Below are 20,145 nucleotides of genomic sequence, written 5' to 3'. Positions count from 1 at the left end.
CTTCCGGACTGGGGGAATCCGGCCCTGCGTGTCCGGCGTTCGTGTGACGATCACGTCATGACCCAGATGGCCAAGGGCGGCAATCTGCTCGTTCCCGTGGAAGCGCTGCAGGTGGCGGTGACCTGGCAGCAGGGGCCCGGCGTTCCCGATGTGGACGTCTCGGCGCTGTTGCTGGACGCGTCGGGGCGGGTCCGCTCCGACGCCGACCTGGTCTTCTACAACCAGCCGGCGCATCCCTCCGGCAGCGTGCGGCACCTGGGCAAGGGGCAGGGAACCGGCGGCGCCAGCGCGGACTGGCTGTGGCTGGACCTGGCGGCCGTGGAGCCCGCGGTGGACCGTGTCGTGGTGGCCGCCTCCGCCGACGCCGGAACGTTCGGGCAGATCCCCGTGCTGGACGTACGGGTCGCGCTGCCGGCCGGGCAGCCGGTCGCGTCCTTCTCGATCGACGACGCCGGCTCGGAGACGGCGTTCGTGTTCGGCGAGTTCTACCGCAGGAACGGCACCTGGAAGTTCCGCGCGGTCGGCCAGGGCTACGACTCCGGCCTGGCGGGCCTCGCCACGGACTTCGGCATCACCGTGGAGGACGAACCGGCCGACCGGGCACCGGCGCCGCCACCGCCACCGCCTTGGCACCCACCGGCGCCCCGGGCCGACCCCGACCCGGCCCCCTTCACGGTCCTGGACCCCGACCAGCAGCTCGCGGCCGAGCTCAAGGCGGCCTTCCCGGCCTTCGTCCACCAGGGCTCCGGCAAGCAGCGCGTCACCTGCCCGCCGAACCTGCCACCCGGCGTCCGCGTGGTCGTCGAGATCGAGTGCCGGGACAGCATCTCCGTGAGCGTGGACACCTGTGACGCGTACGGCCGCAGCGACCAGAACCTCCTGGCCGCCTACGAGGACGAGGTCCACGGCCGTACGGTCGCGATGGTGCCGGAGGACCGTCCTCTCTCCCTGCTCGTGCGGGCCGACACGCCCTGGACGCTGCGGGTGCTGCCCCTCAGCCACACCCGGCGCCTGCACCACAGCCTCAACGGCCGCGGCCCGGACCTGCTGCTGTACGAGGGCGGGGCGGGCGTGCTCTCCTTCGTCCACCAGGGCGAGAGCAACTTCGCCGTCTGGCAGCACATCCGCTCCCCCTACTCCGACGTACGCGAGGACGAGGAACACCTCCTCGTCAACGAGGTCGGCCACCTCGACGTGCTGGCCCCGGTGGAGCGCCCCGGCCTGCTGCGCATCGAGGCCGACGGGGCGTGGCGGGTCGGGGTCGGCGGCTGAACGGGCGTCCGCCCCTCAGCCGCGACGCACCTCGTACAGGAAGCAGCCGTACTCGACGGCCCTGACATGGACCAGCGCGACCTCGGGGTCGGCGAACGCCTCGGCGAAGGCCGGCTCGAACCCTTCGGGGTCCTCGACGAGCCGTCCGCCCAGGATGTGCCCGTCGGAGGAGTAGCGGCGGACGGTGCGGTGAGAGCCGGTGAACGGCGGTCCGTCCCCCGCGGGGCCCTCGCACGCGCGCGCGTGGATGAAGACGGGGCCCTGCTCGTCGTACGGACCGGGATCCGCTCCGGTCCCGGCCGCCCAGCGGCGCAGAGGGGCGTAGGAGACGAGGGCGAGCAGCTCACCGGGCTCGCTGTGGCGCAGGCAGCAGCGCAGCGGGGAGCCGCCCTCCTCGTCGGTCACGGGGACGGCGGGACGGCCCGCGTCGTCGGTGGAGCGCAGCTCGGCGAGGGTGTCCGCCGGGATGGGCCGAAGGGTGTGAACGGGGGTCTGGGTGGTCATGCGTCGAGCTTCCCGCGCACCCCTCCCACGGCACCGGCGGATTCGCGACGTCACATTCCTGCGGCGACATCACATTCCTGTGGCCATGAGTGAGGGAAGCGGAGAGGCGGGCACGTGATCGTCGCCCCCCGCGTTGTTCGCGTGGAAGGATGGCGCAACCCACACATAACGAGGAGATGACCGCGTGCCTGGCACAAACCTGACTCGCGAAGAGGCGCAGCAGCGGGCGAAGCTGCTCACCGTTGACTCGTACGAGATCGATCTCGACCTCTCCGGAGCACAGGAGGGCGGTACGTACCGGTCCGTGACCACGGTGCGCTTCGAGGTCGCGGCGGACGGCGTGGAGAACGGGACGGCGGAGTCCTTCATCGACCTGGTGGCTCCGACGGTCCACGAGGTGACGCTGAACGGGGACGCGCTCGACCCCGCCGAGCTTTTCCAGGACTCCCGGATCGCCCTGCCGGGGCTGCTCTCGGGGCGCAACGTGCTCCGCGTGGTGGCCGACTGCGCGTACACCAACACCGGTGAGGGTCTGCACCGGTTCGTCGACCCGGTGGACCAGCAGGCTTATCTGTACACGCAGTTCGAGGTGCCGGACGCCCGCCGGGTTTTCGCGAGCTTCGAGCAGCCGGACCTGAAGGCCACCTTCCAGTTCACGGTGAAGGCGCCCGACGGCTGGACGGTCGTCTCCAACTCGCCGACGCCCGAGCCCAAGGACAACGTCTGGGAGTTCGCGCCGACGCCGCGCATCTCGTCGTACATCACCGCGCTGATCGTCGGCCCGTACCACTCCGTGCACAGTGTGTACGAGAAGGACGGCCAGTCGGTGCCGCTGGGCATCTACTGCCGTCCGTCGCTGGCCGAGTTCCTGGACTCGGACGCCATCTTCGAGGTGACCCGGCAGGGCTTCGAGTGGTTCCAGGAGCGGTTCGACTACGCGTACCCGTTCGAGAAGTACGACCAGCTGTTCGTGCCGGAGTTCAATGCGGGCGCGATGGAGAACGCGGGCGCGGTCACCATTCGCGACCAGTACGTCTTCCGGTCGAAGGTGACGGACGCGGCGTACGAGCTGCGGGCGGAGACGATCCTGCACGAGCTGGCCCACATGTGGTTCGGCGACCTGGTCACGATGGAGTGGTGGAACGACCTGTGGCTGAACGAGTCGTTCGCCACGTACACGTCGATCGCCTGCCAGGCGGCCCACCCCGAGTCGCGCTGGCCGCACTCCTGGACGACGTTCGCCAACTCCATGAAGACGTGGGCGTACCGCCAGGACCAGCTGCCGTCGACGCACCCGATCATGGCGGAGATCAACGACCTCGAGGACGTGCTCGTCAACTTCGACGGGATCACGTACGCCAAGGGCGCGAGCGTGCTGAAGCAGCTGGTCGCGTACGTCGGTGAGGACGAGTTCTTCCGGGGCGTGCAGGCGTACTTCAAGGCGCACGCGTTCGGCAACACGCGTCTGTCCGACCTGCTGGGCGCCCTGGAGGAGACCTCGGGCCGCGACCTGAAGACCTGGTCGAAGCAGTGGCTGCAGACGGCCGGCATCAACGTCCTGCGCCCGGAGATCGAGACCGACGAGAACGGCGTCGTCACCTCCTTCGCCATCCGCCAGGAGGCCCCCGCCCTGCCTGCCGGTGCCAAGGGTGCGCCGACGCTGCGCCCGCACCGCATCGCGGTCGGTCTGTACAACCTGGACGACGACAGCGGCAAGCTGGTGCGCGACGAGCGCGTCGAGCTGGATGTGGACGGCGAGCTGACGGCCGTGCCGCAGCTGGCCGGCAAGCGCCGCGCGGATGTGGTCCTGCTCAACGACGACGACCTGTCGTACGCCAAGGTCCGCCTGGACGAGAAGTCCCTCGCGTTCGTCACGGAGCACCTGGGCGACTTCGAGTCGTCCCTGCCGCGTGCCCTGTGCTGGGCGTCGGCGTGGGACATGACGCGGGACGCGGAACTGCCGACCCGCGACTACCTCTCCCTGGTGCTGTCCGGCATCGGCAAGGAGTCCGACATCGGCGTGGTGCAGTCGCTGCACCGCCAGGTGAAGCTGGCGATCGACCTGTACGCCGACCCGACCGCCCGTGAGGCCCTGCTGACCCGCTGGACGGACGCCACGCTGGCCCACCTGCGGGCGGCGGCGCCGGGCAGCGACCACCAGCTGGCGTGGGCGCGCGCCTTCGCGGCCACGGCTCGTACGCCGGAGCAGCTGGACCTGCTGGACGCGCTGCTCGAAGGCACCCAGACCATCGAGGGCCTGGTCGTCGACACCGAGCTGCGCTGGGCGTTCGTGGAGCGTCTGGCGGCCGTGGGCCGGTTCGACGAGGCGGAGATCGCGGGCGAGTACGAGCGGGACAAGACCGCGGCCGGCGAGCGCCACGCGGCGACCGCCCGCGCCGCGCGCCCGACGCCGGAGGCCAAGGCCGAGGCGTGGGCGTCGGTCGTCGAGTCCGACAAGCTCCCGAACGCCGTCCAGGAGGCGGTCATCGGCGGCTTCGTCCAGACCGACCAGCGCGAGCTGCTCGCCCCGTACGCCGACCGGTACTTCGAGGTGGTCAAGGGCATCTGGGACTCCCGCTCCCACGAGATGGCCCAGCAGATCGCCGTCGGCCTCTACCCGTCCGTCCAGGTCTCCGAGGAGACCCTGCTCAAGACGGACACCTGGCTGGCCTCCGCCGAGCCCAGCGCGGCCCTGCGCCGCCTGATCTCGGAGAACCGGTCGGGTGTGGAGCGCGCGTTGAAGGCCCAGGCGGCGGACGCGCAGCAGTAGGCGTCGGTACGTGTGTGAGGGGCGCCCGGTGCCATGCCGGGCGCCCCTCGCTCTTTTACCGGCGCGACGCCGTTGTCAGCGGGCCGCTCGCCGAGGAGACGACCGGTGCGGTCGCCGGCCGCCGGCCGCCCGCCCGCAGCTGCCCCACGACGGTCGCCCCGAACGCCAGGCCCATGCCCACCAGTTGGACGGGCGTCAGCTCCTGCCCGAGGGCGGCCCAGCCGACCACGGCGGCGGTCAGCGGGGAGAGCGGGCCGAGGAAGGTGACCTGGGTGGCGGTGAGGCGGCCGATACCGCGGAACCAGAGCCAGTAGGCGACGGCCGTGTTGGCCAGCGCGAGGTAGAGGTAGCCGCCGATCGCGGGGCCGTCCAGGGCGGGCGGCGCCCCCTCGACGACGAGGGCGACGGGCGCGATGAGCAGGCCGCCCGCGGTGAGCTGCCAGCCGGTGAGGGCGAGCGGGCCCACTCCCTCCGGGCGGCCCCACTTCTTGGTCAGCACGGTGCCGGCCGACATGGAGGCGGTGGAGGCGAGGGCCGCCGCCACACCGAGCGCGTCCAGCGCCCCGGCCGCCTTCAGCACCACCAGGCTGACGCCGAACGCGGCCACGACGCCGGTCATCAGGGTCCGTACCGTGGGCCGCTGCCCCAGCACCAGCGCCGAGAGACCGACGACGAACAGCGGCCCGACCGAGCCGACGACGGCCGCCATACCGCCGGGCAGCCGGTACGCGGAGAGGAACAGCAGCGGGAAGAACGCGCCGATGTTCAGCGCGCCGAGCACCGCCGCCTTCCACCACCAGGCACCGCGCGGCAGCACCCGGGCGAGGGCGAGCAGCACCAGGCCGGCGGGCAGGGCGCGCATCAGGCCCGTGAACAGGGGCCGGTCGGGCGGGAGGAACTCGGTGGTGACGGCGTAGGTGGTGCCCCAGGAGACGGGAGCCAGAGCGGTCAGCAGGGGGGTCGCGAACCGTCGCATGGCCGGTTGCCTTTCGGAGAGTACGGGTGGTTTACGCGGTGGCGGCAGCGGGAGAGGCCGCCGCGCCCTGGGCGACGGTCACCGGCACCGGCCGTACCGCCGCCGCCGGCAGATGACGCTCCACACGGAGCAGCAGCCCCGCGGCGACGGCCGAGGTGACGATCAGGACGGCCCACGGCACCCGGCCGTCGACGGCGAGCAGGGCCGTGAACAACGACGGCGCCACCGTCTTCGCCAGCGACCAGGACATCTGGTAGGCCGCCATGTACCGTCCGCGCATCTCCTCGGGCGCCGCCGCCACGGCGAGCACCTCGGCGGCGGGACTGTGGACCAGTTCGCCGAGCGTGTGGACGAGGACCACGGCGGCCAGGGCCGTGCCGAGGACCGCGGTGGAGCCGGGCCGCAGGGTGCCGAGCACGATCTGCGCGGCGAACGCGACCGCGAACAGCCCACCCCCGAGAGCGGCGGCCCGGGTGCGCCGGGCGCCGGTCCGCCGCACCCGGGCGCCGACGTACACCCCGCCCGCCGCGCACACCACCGTGTTGAGGGTGAACGCGGCCCCGGAGAGCGCGGCGGGCCCGCGCAGCCACTCCACGACGAACAGCGGGACGAGCACCGACAGGGCCGAGTAGTTCAGCGCGTTGAGGAAGTTGGCACCGGTGACGACGAGGAAGGGCCGGTCGCCGAGGACGAGCCGGTACCCGGCCGCCCCACGGCCCGGTGCGCCCCCACCTGCCCGCACCGGCCGGAGCGGGCGCAGCAGCAGCGCGGCGAGGGCGAAGCACAGGGCGTTGCCCCAGGCGGTCCAGGTGTAGCCGGTCCCGCCGGCGAAGGCGATGACCAGCGTGGCGGTCAGCGCCCCGGCCCCGTACCCGGCGTTCTGCAGCGCCCGGGTGGCGGCCTGGAGCCGGTCCAGCTCGCCCCCGCGCGCCACCTCACCGAGCAGGGTCTGCTGTACGGCGGGAAAGGCACGGTCGGCGGCCGCGGTGACCAGGGCGACGGCCGCGAAGGCGGCGAGGGAGTGGGCGAACGGATACAGCGCGAACCCCACCACCCGCACGCCGTACAGCGCGTACTGCACGCGCTTGGCGCCGTACCGGTCGACGGCCGCCCCGACCAGCGGGAGGAGCGCCAGGCCCACGAGACCGGTGGCGGTGAGCACGGCGCCGACGACGGTGAAGGACAGCCCGGTGACGTGGTGGAAGAACACCAGCGTGAACGGGACGTACATGCCGGTGGCGACACCGTTGACGGCGGCGGTGACCGGCAGGGCCCACCGCCCCGGCAAGGACGCTGTGCTGACCGTCATGACGAGGCCCCCTTCAAAGTAACTTAGTAGAAAGTAGCTTAGCGCTAAGCAACTTTCCGTCAAGTCACTTTCTTGCGACCGAGCAAAGAAGAGTCGGATACTGCCCCCATGACTCAGAGCCGCCCCCCGCAGCCCCCCACTCCCCGAGACCCGGTGGACGCGATCATCGAACAGTGGGCGGCCGTCCGCCCCGACCTCGACACCCGGGCGATGGAGGTCTTCGGCCGCGTCTACCGCCTCTCGCGCGCCATGGGCGACCGCGTGGAGCAGGCGTACGCCCGCTTCGGGATCTCCCGGGGCGAGTTCGACGTCCTCGCCACCCTGCGCCGCTCCGGCGAGCCCTACACCCTCTCGCCCCGCCAGCTCTCGGCGACCCTCATGCTCACCACCGGCGGCATGACCGGCCGCCTCGACAAGCTGGAACGCGCCGGCCTACTGCGCCGCTCCCCCGACCCGCACGACCGCCGCGCCCTGCACGTCACCCTCACCGACAAGGGTCTGACCCTGATCGACGAGGCCGTCGGCGCGGGCCTGGCCGTACAGACGGAGGCCCTGACCACCGCCCTGAACGACGAAAAGGCCGGCCAACTGGCCGACCTTCTCCGTGAATTGCTCGCGGGAACACAAGACCCGACGAGCTAGCGACGAGGGCACCGCTGCCCGCTGCCACGGCGCCCTGCGTCAAGCGACGTCAGGCGCTCGCGCCCGCCTCGGACTTGCCCTTCGCCTCCGCCTTCGGCTTCGGCTCGCGGTCCGTCGACCCGTCCAGGACCATCACGAGCCCGGCGATCACCGCGAAGATCACAAGCGGGGCCAGGACATACAGGCCCAGCGTCTCGATGACGCTCAGTCCCTGGCCGGGGTCGTCGCCGTCGTCGCGGGTCAGCGCGAGCGCGGGGGACGACATGAGCAGCATCATCAGCGTCGTACCGGCAGCCAGGGCGCCGGCGCGCAGGGCGTTCTTCTTGTCCACAGTGCAAAAGTAGCGAACGCAGTCAGCGGCCGCGCGCCCGGGGTCCCGTATAAGAGCCGACGGGCCAGTGAAGGCGGCCTGGAGCCCCGCGACGGGGAGGTCGCCCACGGCGGGGAGCGGGGTGTGGCGGTGCGGCGCAGCCCGTCGCTCAGCTGGTCCCAACGCCGCTGAACCGTGGCAGCGCGCAGAGGGGCGCGACCCGCGACGGGCTCGCCGCACCGCCACACCCCCGGCCCACCCACGAACAGCAGGCGCGCGACAGCGCCCCGCACGCCCGCCCTACCCCTCCCGCAGCACCTCCATCAACGCCCGCACCCGCGGAGAAGCCGCCAGCTCCTCCAGCGTCACCGGCCGCCCCTCCGCGTCGGCGATCGGAAGGCGCCAGTTCGGATACTGGTCCCACGTACCCGGCAGATTCTGCGGCCGGCGGTCGCCCACAGCATCGGGGAGCCAGACGCCGAGCATGCGCGCGGGCGTACGCCGCAGGAAGCGGTGGACGGCCTGAATCTCGGCCTCCTCCGACGCCTCACCGAGCCCCCCACCCACCCCGTCCAACAGTCCGAGCTCAGCGAGCAGCGCCAACCACTCCCCCGTATCCGCCGCCGCCTCCGCCCGCTCCGTCTCGACGTCCCGGGTCAACAACCCCAGCCCGTCCCGCAGTTCGACATGCTCACCGGCCAGCCGCGCCGCGGTGGGCGGCAGATCGTGCGTCGTGGCGGTGGCGAGACAGTCGGCCCGCCACCGCTCAGGGCGCAGCGGCCGCCCGTCCCCCTCCCAGTCCCGCTCGAACCACAACACCGACGTCCCCAGCACCCCCCGCTCCCGCAAGGCCTCCCGCACCCCCGGCTCCACGGTCCCCAGGTCCTCCCCGATCACCACCGCCCCGGCCCGCGAAGCCTCCAGCACCAGGATCGCCAGCATCGCCTCGGCGTCGTAGCGAACGTACGTCCCCTCCGTGGGCGGATCCCCCTGCGGCACCCACCACAACCGGAACAGCCCCATCACATGATCGATACGCAGAGCACCCGCGTACCGGAACAGACCACGCAAAAGATCGCGATACGGCTCGTACCCCGACTCGGCGAGCCGATCAGGGCGCCACGGCGGCAGCCCCCAGTCCTGCCCGCGCGCGTTGAACGCGTCCGGCGGCGCTCCCACGGACATCCCCGCGGCGAAGTACGCCTGCTGGGCCCACGCGTCCGCCCCCTCGGGATGCACACCGACCGCCAGGTCATGCACGATCCCGACCGGCATCCCCGCCTCCCGGGCGACCCGCTGGGCCTCGGTGAGCTGAGCGTCGGTGAGCCAGGCAAGCCGACAGTGGAAGTCGACCCGGTCCATCAACTCCGCACGCGCACGGGCCGTCTCCGCCGACCGAGGATCCCGCAGCCCCACGGGCCAGCGTCTCCAGTCCGCGCCATGTGCCTCCGCGAGCGCACACCAGGTCGCATGGTCCTCGAGCGCCTGCCCCTGCGCGGCGAGGAAGTCGCAGTAGTCGGCAAGACGACCGGGCCCGAGCGGCACCTCGCACACCAGCTCGAGCGCCTCCCGCTTGAGCTCCCACACGGCGTCCCGGTCGATCAGCGCGTCCTTCTCCAGCACCGCTTCCCGCAACCGCCGGGCCCGCCCCAACAAAGCCCGCACCCGCTCACCGGGACCACCGGGACCACCGGAACCGGCACCACCCGAATCGCCGGAACCGCCACCCCCCACCACATACGCATACTCCGGAACATCCTCAACCCGCAGATGCACAGGATCGGGAAACCGCCGAGAGGACGGCCGATAGGGAGACGGATCGGTAGGACGCCCGGGAACAGCCGCATGCAACGGATTGACCTGCACGAACCCGGCCCCCAAGGCCCGCCCGGCCCACCCCGCCAACTCACCCAGGTCCCCGAGGTCCCCCATCCCCCAGGACCGCCGGGACAAAAGAGAATAAAGCTGAACAAGCAGCCCATACGACCGACCGCCGACCGCGGGCAGCCGAGCCGGCGCCACCACAAGAAAGGACCGCGCCACACGCCCGTCCGGCGCGCTCGCGGTCAGCACATGAACCCCGGCCGGGAGGCCCTCGGCATCGCCGCGCACCTCACCCTGCTCGGTCTCGACCCTCAACCGAGTCCCCTCGGGCAACCCGGCCAGCACCGCCGGCATCGCAGGCACGCCAGACGCATCGGCACCGCCCCACACGACGACGGTCGGCGGCAACAGCCGTTCACTCAGTTCCCGCTCCCGCTGCGCCAGCGCGGCACGCGTCGCCTCCGGCGTACCGGCGTCGACGTCGAGGGCGGCCAGGACGCGGACGACGGCCGCGGCGGAGGCGGTGACCGTGCGGTCCGGGGAGGGGCGGTAGGAGGTGGCGACGCCGTGCAGTTCGGCGAGCCGGGACAGGTCCTCGCTGGGGACCGGCCGGGGTGGGGTCATCTACGGCCTCGTGGTGCCGGAGTCCAGGGCGGCGTCGGACTCACTGGTCAGGGGTGCCGCGTCGGAGAGCGGCGGCTCGCTCGTGAGCGGCTCGGCGTCAGGGAGGGGCGGTTCGCTGGTGAGGGGGGCTTCGGCGTGGGCCGACTCGGAGCTGAATATGCACCCGTCGCCGTCGGCCTCGGCGCAGGACTGCACGTAGGGCTTCGTACGGGGAGCGGGCACGCGTTTGGAGCGGGAGAAGAGAACGGGGTGTACCGGCGTGGCCACGAGGGCCTCCTTCGTCGAATACGGCTTCGGACGGCTTCGTAATCGTCGTAACGGGTTATCGCAGCCCTACCCACCAGGCGCGAGGGCAGACGTGTGAACCACGAACAAGACACATGTTCCATCTCACCTCCCTCCACCCCACCCCCCTCTATTCACTCAGTACATATATCGAGTGCATAATGGTCCCCATGAGCACCCGTCACATCCTGCTGGGCCTGCTCGCGACGGGGCCGAGCCATGGCTACGACCTGAAGCGACGCCACGACGAACGCTTCCCCCAGGCCCGCCCGCTGGCCTACGGGCAGGTGTACACGACCCTCCAGCGCCTGGTCCGCGACGGCCTGGCGGAGGTCGAGGGCACCGACTCGGACGGCGGCCCGGAGCGGACCGTGTACCGCTCGACGCACGACGGCTCGCGTGAGCTGTCGCGCTGGGCCGGGGAGATCGCCCCGCCCGCGCCGTTCGTCACCAACGAGATCTTCGCCAAGGTCGTCGTCTCGATCCTGTCGAACGGCGATCCGGCCGCCTATCTACGGGCTCAGCGCACCGCCCACATGGAGCGGATGCGTGAGCTCACCGCGGTGAAGACCGCCAAGGGCGCGGATCTCGCGACCGTGCTCTCGGCGGACTACGCCCTCAACCACCTCGACGCCGACCTCCGCTGGATGACCACCACGGCGGCCCGGCTGATCACTCTGACCGCGGAGGTCGACGCAGCATGAGCAACAACGGGGGTAGGTCGGTACCGCTCCTCGCGGGCCGTGACCTCGCCAAGGCACACGGCAGGTCGCAGGCGCTGCGCGGCGCCTCGCTGGAACTGCACACCGGCGAGATCCTCGCCGTCACGGGGACCAGTGGCAGCGGCAAGTCCACGCTGCTGCACTGCCTGGCGGGCATCGTCCGCCCCGACGAGGGCTCGGTGGTGTACGCCGGGGAGCGGCTGGACCAGCTGCCCGAGAAGCGGCTGAGCGTGCTGCGCCGTACGGACTTCGGCGTGGTCTTCCAGTTCGGGCAGCTGATCCCGGAGCTGACGGCCGTGGACAACGTGGCGCTGCCGTTGATGCTGGCCGGGACCGCCCGCGCCGAGGCGCACGCCCAGGCGGGCGAGTGGCTGGAGCGGTTCGGGGTGCGCGGACAGGAGGGGCTGCGGCCGGGTGAGATGAGCGGCGGCCAGGCCCAGCGGGTCGCGCTGGCCCGGGCCCTGGTCACCGGCCCGCAGGTGGTCTTCGCGGACGAGCCGACGGGCGCGCTGGACTCGCTCGCGACGGAGCAGGTGATGACGGCGCTGACACACACCGCGCGCGAGTCCGGGACGTCGGTGCTGCTGATCACGCACGACGCCCAGGTGGCGGCGTACGCCGACCGCGAGGTCCGGCTGATCGACGGCACGGTGGCACCGGTGGGGGTGACCGCGTGAGCACCAAGACACGCACAGCGGGCAGCCCCGGCAGCCCCGGCAGCCCCGGCAGCCCGGGAATCATGACCGACGTCCGGCTCGCCTGGCAGCTCACGCGCGGCTCCGACCGCCGCGAATGGTGGCGGGTCGGCCTCACGGCGGCCGGCGCCGCGCTGGCGACGGGCTTCGCGCTGACCGCTGCCGCGCTGGCCTCCCTCCGTGGGTACTACCACGTGCCCGTCGGCAACGGTCTGCTGAACCATCCGGGCGAGCGGTCCGGTGTGATAGTGAGCCTGCTGCTCCTCCTCGTGCCGGTGCTCGGCTTCCTCGGGCAGTGCGCCCGGATCGGCGCCGTGCACCGCGACCGGCGGCTGGCGGGGCTGCGGCTGGCGGGTGCCACGCCGGCGCAGGTGCGCCGGATCGCCGCGCTGGAGACGGGGCTGTCCTGCCTGCTGGGCTCGGCACTCGCCACGGTCACCGCGCTCACGGTGCTGCTGAGCCGGTGGGACCACCCCGTCGCCCTGGCCTGGGTCGGGTTCGTGCTGGTCGCGCTGGGTGTGCCGGTGCTGGGCGCGGCGGCGGGCGCGCTGGCGCTGCGCCGGGTGGTGACGTCGCCGCTCGGCTGGGTACGCCGGGTGCGGCCGAACTCGGGGCGGGGACCGGGGCTGCTGTTCGTGGGGGCGGTGGTGCTGGTGGTGCTGCTGGCGCTCCTCGCAGTCGTGGGCACCTCGGGCAACCAGCCGGGCCGCGGTTACGGTCAGGTGCAGCTGCTGATGTTCGGCCTGGTCCTGGCGGTCGGCGCGGGCACGGTGTGGCTGGCGGGTGCCGCGGCGAAGGTCACCGGGCGGCTGTTGGCGGCCCGGGCCCGGTCGGCGGCCACGCTGATCGCGGCGGAGCGGCTGCGCGAGGACCCGTGGGCGGCGGCCCGCACGCACGCGGCGGTGCTGCTGGTGACGGTCGTCGGTACGGGCTTCGTGGGGGTCCGGCGGACGCTGCTGACCGAGCTGAACTTCATGCGGGACCACAACGAGCTCGGCACGGACATGTCCTTCTACACGACGGGCCTGAACCTCACGGCCACGGCGATCGCGGTGGCCCTCGCGATCACGCTCTCCGGGCTCGCCGTCGGCACCGCCGAGTCCCTGGCCAACCGTCGCCGGGGCCTCGCCGCGCAGGCCGCCGCCGGGGTGCCGCGGACGGTGCTGGGCCGGGCTCTGCTCCTGGAGACCGCGCTGCCGCTGGCGCCCGCGGTGGCCGTGGCGGGCGTCGGGGGCATGGGGATCGGTGTCTGGTACGCCTCGCTGCCCATGGAGGCCACCACGGACGTGCCGTATGTCGCACTGCTGGTCCCGGTCGCCGTGTACGCGGCGTGTCTGCTGGCGGCGGCCACCTCGCTGCCCCTGCTGCGCCGCTCGGTGCACCCGGCGGAGCTGCGGTACTCGTAGGGCACGCGGGACCGCCCCATGACAGCCCGCCCCGGGAGAACAGGGGACCCTCGGGGCGGGCAATACGAAGGCCCGGATCGTCAGGCGGAGATGCCGTCGATCCGGGCCAGGGCGTCGTCGGCGCCGTACGGTTGCAGGTACGGCATCCAGCGCGGGTCACGATGGCCGGTGCCGATGATGCGCCAGGCCAGGCCGGACGGCGGGGCGGGTTTGTGGCGCAGCCGCCAGCCGATCTCGACGAGGTGTCGGTCGGCCTTCACGTGGTTGCAGCGGCGGCAGGACGCCACCACGTTGTCCCAGACGTGCTTGCCCCCGCGGCTGCGCGGGATGACGTGGTCGACGCTGGTTGCGACGCCACCGCAGTACATGCACCGGCCCCCGTCGCGGGCGAAGAGCGCTCGACGGGTCAGAGGAACGGGCCCCCGATAGGGAACCCGGACGAATCGCTTGAGCCGGACCACGCTGGGTGCGGGGACTGTGACGGTCGCGCTGTGCATGAAGGCGCCGGATTCCTCCAGGGAGACAGCCTTGTTCTCCAGGACGAGGATGAGCGCGCGGCGGAGCGGTACGACGCCGAGCGGCTCGTACGACGCGTTGAGGACCAGGACATGCGGCACGGATGCCTCCTTGGGCGTCGGCGGCGCGTGGCTTGCGCCGGGACGATGTGCAGTCAGTCTCTCCTCATGCCTGGTGGAAGCGCCACCATGTCCCGGTAACGGGCTGGGAGTGTTTTCGACCACACCCTGATACATCCCCCGGATCATGACCGGTTCAAGCCCAGGTGAGCACAGTCTCTCCTTCACACATCGGCCCGACCCCCACACAATGCCCCGTTAGTGTGGTGGTTCTGCCCGTCCGGTGACCGATCCGTGATCTGGACGACCTGACCGCCGTACCGGAACGGGTGGACCGTTGCACCTGGAGGTACCTGCCGTGTCCATGTCCCCCGCGGACGCCGTCCTACTGGCCGCCGGTTCGTCGCCGTCGCCGACCCCGTCCCCGTCGGAGACGACGGCACCGACGGTGCCCACGCTTCAGGACGCTCAGGAGAGCGCGACGAACGCCGCCGGCTGGGTCGAGCAGAACTGGTCGACGTGGCTCGCGATCGGGCTCAGGGTCCTGCTGATCCTGGTCATAGCCACGGTGCTCAGAGTGGTCGTGCGGCGGGCCATCACCAAGCTGATCGACCGCATGAGCCGCACGGCGCAGTCGGTGGACGGCACGGCGCTGGGCGGGCTCCTCGTGAACGCCGAGCGGCGCCGGCAGCGCTCGCAGGCGATCGGCTCGGTACTGCGCTCGGTGGCGTCCTTCCTGATCATGGGCACGGCCGCGCTGATGGTGCTGTCGACGTTCCAGATCAACCTCGCGCCGCTGCTGGCGTCCGCCGGTGTCGCCGGTGTGGCCATCGGTTTCGGCGCCCGCAACCTGGTGACGGACTTCCTCTCCGGCGTGTTCATGATCCTCGAGGACCAGTACGGCGTCGGTGACACCATCGACGCGGGCGTGGCCTCCGGCGAGGTCATCGAGGTCGGGCTGCGCGTGACCAAGTTGCGCGGCGACAACGGTGAGATCTGGTACGTCCGCAACGGCGAGGTCAAGCGCATCGGGAACCTGTCCCAGGGCTGGGCGACGGCCGGTGTCGACGTGACCGTGAAGGCGTCCGAGGACCTGGACCGGGTCAAGGCCATCCTCGACGAGGTCGCCGAGAAGATGAGCAAGGAAGAGCCCTGGAACGAGCTGCTGTGGAGCCCCGTCGAGGTCCTCGGCCTGGACAGCGTGCTCCTGGACTCCATGGTCGTCCACATCTCGGCCAGGACCATGCCGGGCAAGTCCCTCACCGTCGCCCGTGAGCTGCGCTGGCGCGTCAAGCGGGCCTTCGACGCGGCCGACATCCGCATCGTCGGCGGCGCGACGGCAGTCCCCGAGGACGAGGCGACGGCCCCCGACCCGACAGCGGCGGTCGCCGCCCCGTCGGTGTACGCCAACGCGGAGTCACCCCAGTCGGCGGCGGCCTCCCCGATCGCCCAGCCGAGGCCGGCGGTGAAGTAGGCAGCGCCCGCAGCTTTCGAGGCGGCGCCCGGAGTGTTCCGGGCGCCGCCTTTTGTCGTTTCACACCCGCTCCTTGCCATGGATCCGGCCAATGTCTCTTGACGGCCCTTCCGCGGCGGGCTTACCTTCCTCCCCACCGGATAGGAAACTTTCCTAACAGTGATCGCGGGAGCCTCCTCGAAGCCACCGGATGGACTTCCCTTCCAAGTCACTGAGAAGCTGGGCAGTTGAAAGGCAGGTGTCGACCCCATGGCAGGAACCGCCGGTACGCCGGGCACCCCGCGCGTCCTGCGCGCCATGAACGACCGCGCCGCGCTCGACCTGCTGCTGACCCACGGCCAGCTGTCCCGCACGCGGATCGGCAAGCTCACCGGCCTGTCCAAGCCGACCGCCTCACAGCTCCTGGCCCGCCTGGAGGCGGCGGGACTCGTCCTCGCCACGGGCACCAGTGAGGGCCGCCCCGGCCCCAACGCCCAGCTCTACGAGGTGAATCCGGCCGCCGGATACGCCGCGGGCCTCGACGTCACCCCCGAACGCCTCCTCGCCGCCGTCGCCGACATCACCGGCCGCACGGTCGGCGAGTACGAACTGCTCACCCCCGGCAGGCGCCCCGCGCGGTCCGTCGTCCAGCAGGTCACCGACGCTCTCGACGGCGCGGTGAAGGCGGCGGGCCTCACCCGGGACGACGTCCGCCGGCTCGTCATCGGCACGCCCGGCGCCTTCGACCCCAACACCGGCCGCCTGCGCTACGCCTCACACCTCCCCGGCTGGCACTCCCCCGCGCTGCTCGACGACCTCGCCGCCGCGCTGCCGATGCCGGTCGAGTACGAGAACGACGTCAACCTCGTGGCCGTGGCCGAGCAACGGCTCGGCGCGGCCCGGGACCACGACGACTTCGTGCTGCTGTGGAACGAGGGGGGCCTCGGTGCCGCCCTCGTCCTCGGCGGCCGACTGCACCGCGGCTGGACCGGCGGCGCGGGAGAGGTGGGTTTCCTGCCGGTTCCGGGGGCACCCCTGGTCCGTCAGGTGACCAAAGCCAACAGTGGCGGATACCAGGAGCTGGCCGGCTCACAGGCCATCCCCCAGCTGGCCCGGGAGCTCGGCATCACCGGCATCCCAGCGGGTCCGTACGCCGAGGTGGCCGCCGCTCTCGTCGAGCGGGCCGCCGCGGAGGACACGGTCCTGAACCGGCTGCTGCTCCAGACCTACGCCACCCGGCTCGCCACCGGTCTCGCCTCACTCGTCTCCGTCCTCGACCCCGAACTCGTCGTCCTCAGCGGAGCCTCGCTGACCTCGGGCGGCGAAGTGCTGCGCGCCCTGGTCCAGGCCGAGCTGGAGGAGCTGGCGGCCTCCCGGCCCCGGCTCGTCGTCGGCGACGTGCACACCCATCCCGTGCTGCGCGGCGCACTGGAGAGCGCGCTGGCCGCCACCCGCGACGAGGTCTTCGACACCTCGCGCTGAACCACCCGCGCTGGACCACCCGAGACCCCACAGCCCCACCCCCCTCCCGTAGTCCCTCACCACACCGCCCTGCCCTGCCCTGCCCTGCCCTGCCCTGCCCTGGGAGACCCTGCCATGCCCGGAATGTCACGAAAGGCGGCCCTCGCGCTCGCCGCCACCGCCTCACTGACCCTGCTCGCCACCGCCTGTACCGGCCAGTCCCAATCGGCCGCGAGCGACGACGCCGCCAAGGAGACGACCCTCAACTTCTGGCACGCCTGGAGTGCGCCGGGCGAGGTGAAGGCCGTCAAGTCGCTCGTCGCCGGCTTCGAGAAGGCGCACCCCAACATCCACGTGAACATCGTCGGCAACATGACCGACGACAAGATCAATCAGGCGCTGCGCGCGGGCGGCGACAAGGCGCCCGACGTGATCTCCTCCTTCACCACGACCAATGTGGGCAGGTTCTGCTCGTCGGGTGCGCTGGTCGACCTCAACCCGTTCTTCAAGAAGGCCGGGATCGACCCGGACGCGACCTTCCCGAAGGCGATGAACGGGTACACCCAGTTCGACGGCGACCGGTGCGCGGTGCCGCTGCTTGGCGACGCCTACGGGCTCTACTACAACAAGACGGCGTTCGAGAAGGCCGGCATCAAGAGCCCGCCGAAGACCTGGTCGGAGTTCGAGGCCGACGCGAAGAAGCTGACGATCCCCCAGGGGAACTCCTACAAGCAGCTCGGCTTCATGCCGGACTACCACGGCTGGGAGACCACGACCGAGCACTACCTCGGCCAGTTCTCCCCGACCTACTTCGACTCCAGCGGCAAGTCGAACGTCGCGAAGGACCCCGCGTTCGCGAAGGCGTTCACGCTCCAGAAGAAGCTCGTCGACGAACTCGGCGGCTACAAGAAGCTGGAGACCTACCGCGCCACCCTGGGCGACGAGTGGGGCCCCAAGCACCCCTTCCACACCGGACAGGTCGCCATGCAGCTCGACGGCGAGTGGCGCCTGGGCATGGCCCTGGACGCCAAGCCGAAGTTCGACATCGGCGTCGCCCCGCTGCCCGTCCCCGACGACCAGGCGGCCCAGTACGGCAAGGGCTACATCACCGGCACCATCGCCGGCATCGCCGCGACCAGCAAGAAGCAGAACGCGGCCTGGGAACTGGTGAAGTACATGACCACGGACACGGACGCGGTCGTCGGCTTCTCCAACGCGATCCACAACGTGCCGTCCACGCTGGACGCCCTGAAGTCCCCGAAGCTGAAGTACGACCCGCGCTTCAAGACGTTCCTGGACATCGCCGCGAACCCGAACTCGACGTCCGCTCCCGCCTCGATCAACGGCGGTGTGTACCTCACGACGATCCAGCAGCTCGGCTACGACTACGAGAGCGGCAAGGTCAAGGACCTGAAGGCCGGCCTGGAGAAGACGGCCCAGCAGATCGACACGGACATCGCGCAGGCGAAGTAGCGATGAGCACCGTCACCCTGGCGTCGAAGCGCCGCCGAGCGGCGCTTCGAACCACCGCCTTCCTCTCGCCCTGGCTGATCGGCTTCGCGGTCTTCTTCGCGTACCCGATGATCTCGACGGTCTACTTCTCGTTCATGCACTACGACGGCTTCAAGCCGCCGACGTGGAGCGGGACGAAGAACTGGACGTACGTCTTCGAGCACTACCCCTTCTTCTGGCCCGCCCTGCGCAACACCCTCTGGCTGGTCGTGATCATGGTGAGCCTGCGGGTCCTCTTCGGACTCGGGATCGGCCTGCTCATCACGAAGATCAAGACGGGTACGGGCGTCTTCCGCACCCTCTTCTACCTGCCCTACCTGGCCCCGCCGGTGGCCGCGACGATGGCCTTCGCCTTCCTCCTCAACCCAGGTACGGGCCCGGTCAACTCGATGCTGGAGAAGATCGGCATCCCGGCGCCGGGCTGGTTCAACGACCCGACCTGGTCCAAGCCGGCCCTCACCCTGCTGGCCCTGTGGGGCGTCGGCGACCTGATGGTGATCTTCATGGCCGCGCTGCTCGACGTACCGAAGGAGCAGTACGAGGCGGCAGAGCTGGACGGCGCGACGCCGTGGCAGCGGTTCCGGCACATCACGCTGCCGAACATCTCGCCGATCATCATGTTCGCCGTCGTCACCGGCGTCATCCAGGCGATGCAGTACTACACCCAGCCGCTGGTCGCCGGGAAGGTCGCCTCCGGCGTGATCCAGGGCGCGGGCACCCTGTTCGAGCCCGGCTACCCGGAGCACTCCACGCTCACCCTTCCCCAGCTCGTCTACAACCTCGGCTTCCAGCGCTTCGACTACGGCTCCGCGTGTGTCGTGGCCCTGGTCCTGTTCGCCCTGTCGATGGCGTTCACCGCGCTGTTGATGCGGCGCCGGGGCGGACTCATCCAGGCAGGTGACTGACATGACCCAAGTACTGGACCGGCCGCTGGAGTTGCCGGCCCCGTCGTCCTCGCCGGCCGAGCGCACCGCCCGCCGGCGGGCGCTCCTGGAGTGGATCGCGGTGCACTCCCTCGGAGTCGCCGCCGCCCTGTTCTTCACCCTCCCCTTCGTGTTCGTGTTCCTGACCTCGCTGATGAGCGACTCGCAGTCGCTCAGCCGGGACCTGATCCCGCACACCTGGGAGTGGGCCAACTACCGCAAGGTCTTCGACACCCCCGGCTTCCTCACCTGGTGGAAGAACACCCTGATCTACGCCGGCCTCGGCACGGTCCTCAGTGTGGTCTCGTCCATCCCGGTGGCGTACGCGCTCGCCAAGTTCCGCTTCCGGGGCCGCAATCTGGCGCTCATGCTGGTGATCTCGATGATGATGCTGCCGCCGCAGGTGGTCGTCATCCCGATGTACCTCTTCTGGGCGAAGCAACTGGACCTCTCGGGCACGCTGTGGCCGATGATCATCCCCATGGCGTTCGGTGACGCGTTCTCCATCTTCCTGCTGCGCCAGTTCCTGACGACCATCCCCAACGAGTACGTGGACGCGGCGAAGGTGGACGGCTGCGGTGACCTGCGCACCCTGCTGCGCGTCGTCATCCCGATGGCGAAGCCCGGCATCGCCGCCGTCGCCCTCTTCCAGTTCTTCTACGCCTGGAACGACTACTTCGGACCGCAGATCTACGCCTCGGAGAACCCCGGTGCGTGGACCCTGAGTTATGGCCTGGAGTCGTTCAAGGGCGCCCACCACACCGACTGGAACCTCACCATGGCCGCGACCGTACTGGTCATGGCCCCCGTGATCCTCGTGTTCTTCTTCGCCCAGAAGGCGTTCGTCGAAGGTGTCACCCTCACCGGAGTAAAGGGTTAACC

18 protein-coding genes are annotated in these 20,145 nt (G+C 71.1%); 11 read left to right on the top strand and 7 right to left on the bottom strand.

From position 1 onward, the window contains the following. Positions 1–57: 57 nt before the first annotated feature. The gene (locus tag ACGFNV_RS31965; protein WP_393627210.1) at positions 58–1,272 is read left to right on the top strand and encodes a TerD family protein; all 1,215 of its coding nucleotides are present in this window, start codon (positions 58–60) and stop codon (positions 1,270–1,272) included. 15 nt (positions 1,273–1,287) lie between these two features. Here the strand turns inward: ACGFNV_RS31965 and ACGFNV_RS31960 are convergent, their stop codons facing one another. Next, the gene (locus ACGFNV_RS31960) at positions 1,288–1,776 is read right to left on the bottom strand and encodes a DUF1203 domain-containing protein (protein WP_393627208.1); all 489 of its coding nucleotides are present in this window, start codon (positions 1,774–1,776) and stop codon (positions 1,288–1,290) included. Between the two features lie 184 nt (positions 1,777–1,960). On the opposite strand from ACGFNV_RS31960, the gene pepN reads away from it, so the two are divergent. Further along, positions 1,961–4,546: an aminopeptidase N gene (gene pepN, locus ACGFNV_RS31955; protein ID WP_393627206.1), complete on the top strand. Its 2,586-nt coding sequence runs from the start codon at positions 1,961–1,963 to the stop codon at positions 4,544–4,546. A gap of 55 nt (positions 4,547–4,601) precedes the next feature. On the opposite strand, the gene ACGFNV_RS31950 is transcribed toward pepN, so the two are convergent. Then, positions 4,602–5,522, bottom strand: a complete 921-nt coding sequence (locus tag ACGFNV_RS31950) for an EamA family transporter (RefSeq protein WP_393627205.1) — start codon at positions 5,520–5,522, stop codon at positions 4,602–4,604. Positions 5,523–5,553: 31 nt separating this feature from the next. After that, on the bottom strand, positions 5,554–6,831 hold the full coding sequence (locus tag ACGFNV_RS31945) for an MFS transporter (protein WP_393627204.1): 1,278 nt from the start codon (positions 6,829–6,831) through the stop codon (positions 5,554–5,556). 108 nt (positions 6,832–6,939) lie between these two features. Here ACGFNV_RS31945 and ACGFNV_RS31940 point away from each other — a divergent pair, with 108 nt between their 5' ends. Next, the gene (locus tag ACGFNV_RS31940; protein ID WP_393627202.1) at positions 6,940–7,473 is read left to right on the top strand and encodes a MarR family winged helix-turn-helix transcriptional regulator; all 534 of its coding nucleotides are present in this window, start codon (positions 6,940–6,942) and stop codon (positions 7,471–7,473) included. Between the two features lie 49 nt (positions 7,474–7,522). Here ACGFNV_RS31940 and ACGFNV_RS31935 read toward each other — a convergent pair whose 3' ends face one another. The 3 genes from ACGFNV_RS31935 to ACGFNV_RS31925 form a co-directional block, all read right to left on the bottom strand. Next, positions 7,523–7,804, bottom strand: a complete 282-nt coding sequence (locus ACGFNV_RS31935) for a hypothetical protein (protein WP_393627201.1) — start codon at positions 7,802–7,804, stop codon at positions 7,523–7,525. A 279-nt stretch (positions 7,805–8,083) separates the two neighbouring features. Then, positions 8,084–10,231: a 4-alpha-glucanotransferase gene (gene malQ / locus ACGFNV_RS31930; RefSeq protein WP_393627199.1), complete on the bottom strand. Its 2,148-nt coding sequence runs from the start codon at positions 10,229–10,231 to the stop codon at positions 8,084–8,086. Beyond that, entirely contained in the window at positions 10,232–10,453 is a 222-nt protein-coding gene (locus ACGFNV_RS31925; RefSeq protein ID WP_393627342.1) for a hypothetical protein, read from the bottom strand. A 233-nt stretch (positions 10,454–10,686) separates the two neighbouring features. Between ACGFNV_RS31925 and ACGFNV_RS31920 the strand changes: the two genes are divergently transcribed. From ACGFNV_RS31920 to ACGFNV_RS31910, 3 genes are all read left to right on the top strand, one after another. Continuing rightward, on the top strand, positions 10,687–11,220 hold the full coding sequence (locus ACGFNV_RS31920; RefSeq protein ID WP_393627197.1) for a PadR family transcriptional regulator: 534 nt from the start codon (positions 10,687–10,689) through the stop codon (positions 11,218–11,220). Then, positions 11,217–11,915, top strand: coding sequence for an ABC transporter ATP-binding protein (locus ACGFNV_RS31915; protein ID WP_393627195.1), 699 nt, complete (start codon positions 11,217–11,219; stop codon positions 11,913–11,915). Before ACGFNV_RS31920 ends, ACGFNV_RS31915 begins: the two co-directional genes overlap by 4 nt. 62 nt (positions 11,916–11,977) lie before the next feature. Beyond that, positions 11,978–13,339, top strand: a complete 1,362-nt coding sequence (locus ACGFNV_RS31910; protein WP_393627340.1) for an FtsX-like permease family protein — start codon at positions 11,978–11,980, stop codon at positions 13,337–13,339. An 80-nt stretch (positions 13,340–13,419) separates the two neighbouring features. On the opposite strand, the gene ACGFNV_RS31905 is transcribed toward ACGFNV_RS31910, so the two are convergent. Then, positions 13,420–13,956, bottom strand: a complete 537-nt coding sequence (locus tag ACGFNV_RS31905) for an HNH endonuclease (RefSeq protein ID WP_393627193.1) — start codon at positions 13,954–13,956, stop codon at positions 13,420–13,422. Between the two features lie 322 nt (positions 13,957–14,278). Here ACGFNV_RS31905 and ACGFNV_RS31900 point away from each other — a divergent pair, with 322 nt between their 5' ends. From ACGFNV_RS31900 to ACGFNV_RS31880, 5 genes are all read left to right on the top strand, one after another. Then, positions 14,279–15,388, top strand: coding sequence for a mechanosensitive ion channel family protein (locus tag ACGFNV_RS31900; protein WP_393627338.1), 1,110 nt, complete (start codon positions 14,279–14,281; stop codon positions 15,386–15,388). 249 nt (positions 15,389–15,637) lie between these two features. Beyond that, the gene (locus ACGFNV_RS31895; RefSeq protein WP_393627191.1) at positions 15,638–16,849 is read left to right on the top strand and encodes an ROK family protein; all 1,212 of its coding nucleotides are present in this window, start codon (positions 15,638–15,640) and stop codon (positions 16,847–16,849) included. A gap of 114 nt (positions 16,850–16,963) precedes the next feature. Next, the gene (locus ACGFNV_RS31890) at positions 16,964–18,301 is read left to right on the top strand and encodes an ABC transporter substrate-binding protein (RefSeq protein WP_393627189.1); all 1,338 of its coding nucleotides are present in this window, start codon (positions 16,964–16,966) and stop codon (positions 18,299–18,301) included. A 2-nt stretch (positions 18,302–18,303) separates the two neighbouring features. Continuing rightward, positions 18,304–19,245 (top strand): carbohydrate ABC transporter permease, encoded by a 942-nt coding sequence (locus tag ACGFNV_RS31885; RefSeq protein WP_393627187.1) that lies wholly within the window; start codon positions 18,304–18,306, stop codon positions 19,243–19,245. Between the two features lies 1 nt (position 19,246). Continuing rightward, complete coding sequence (locus ACGFNV_RS31880; protein ID WP_393627185.1) at positions 19,247–20,143, top strand: carbohydrate ABC transporter permease; 897 nt, start codon at positions 19,247–19,249, stop codon at positions 20,141–20,143. Positions 20,144–20,145: the final 2 nt, after the last annotated feature.

The organism is Streptomyces sp. NPDC048751 (genome assembly GCF_043198595.1).
Classification (GTDB): domain Bacteria; phylum Actinomycetota; class Actinomycetes; order Streptomycetales; family Streptomycetaceae; genus Streptomyces.
The sequence above is the reverse complement of the archived record's forward strand: the minus strand, read 5'-3'. Positions and strand labels throughout refer to the sequence as shown.